Source organism: Arsenophonus nasoniae DSM 15247, from assembly GCF_000429565.1.
In the GTDB taxonomy this organism is placed as follows: domain Bacteria; phylum Pseudomonadota; class Gammaproteobacteria; order Enterobacterales; family Enterobacteriaceae; genus Arsenophonus; species Arsenophonus nasoniae.
The window spans coordinates 1-1,025 of record NZ_AUCC01000301.1 but is presented as its reverse complement, the minus strand read 5'-3'; the positions used below and the strand labels follow the sequence as shown (position 1 = coordinate 1,025).

Annotated in this window: 1 rRNA gene; it reads left to right on the top strand. The window is 52.3% G+C overall.

Annotated elements, in window-relative coordinates:
• Positions 1-916: ribosomal RNA gene (locus G468_RS0118640) — 23S ribosomal RNA — on the top strand; the annotation flags it as partial.
• Positions 917-1,025: the final 109 nt, after the last annotated feature.

Sequence of the window (1,025 nt, the reverse complement as noted above, 5' to 3'; positions counted from 1 at the left end):
AGGCTGTCTCCACCCGAGACTCAGTGAAATTGAACTCGCTGTGAAGATGCAGTGTACCCGCGGCAAGACGGAAAGACCCCGTGAACCTTTACTATAGCTTGACACTGAACATTGAGCCTTGATGTGTAGGATAGGTGGGAGGCTAAGAAGTGTGGACGCCAGTTCGCATGGAGCCAACGTTGAAATACCACCCTTTAATGTTTGATGTTCTAACTTAGGTCCGTTATCCGGGCTGAGGACAGTGTCTGGTGGGTAGTTTGACTGGGGCGGTCTCCTCCCAAAGTGTAACGGAGGAGCACGAAGGTTGGCTAATCACGGTCGGACATCGTGAGGTTAGTGCAAAGGCATAAGCCAGCTTGACTGCGAGCGTGACGGCGCGAGCAGGTACGAAAGTAGGTCTTAGTGATCCGGTGGTTCTGAATGGAAGGGCCATCGCTCAACGGATAAAAGGTACTCCGGGGATAACAGGCTGATACCGCCCAAGAGTTCATATCGACGGCGGTGTTTGGCACCTCGATGTCGGCTCATCACATCCTGGGGCTGAAGTAGGTCCCAAGGGTATGGCTGTTCGCCATTTAAAGTGGTACGCGAGCTGGGTTTAGAACGTCGTGAGACAGTTCGGTCCCTATCTGTCGTGGGCGAAGGAAGATTGAGGGGGGCTGCTCCTAGTACGAGAGGACCGGAGTGGACGCACCACTGGTGTACAGGTTGTCATGCCAATGGCATCGCCTGGTAGCTAAGTGCGGAAGAGATAACCGCTGAAAGCATCTAAGCGGGAAACTTGCCTCAAGATGAGTCTTCCCTGACAGTAATGTCCTATAAGGGGTGTTCGAGACGAGGACGTAGATAGGCTGGGTGTGTAAGCGTAGCGATACGTTGAGCTAACCAGTACTAATGACCCGAGAGGCTTAACCTGACAACACCGAAGGTGTTTTGAGAAGAGAGAAGAATTTTAGCTTGTTCAAGAGTCTATCCTGACGAGATATTACGCGAAGGAGCGTGAACTGGCGCTGTTGATGGTGAGC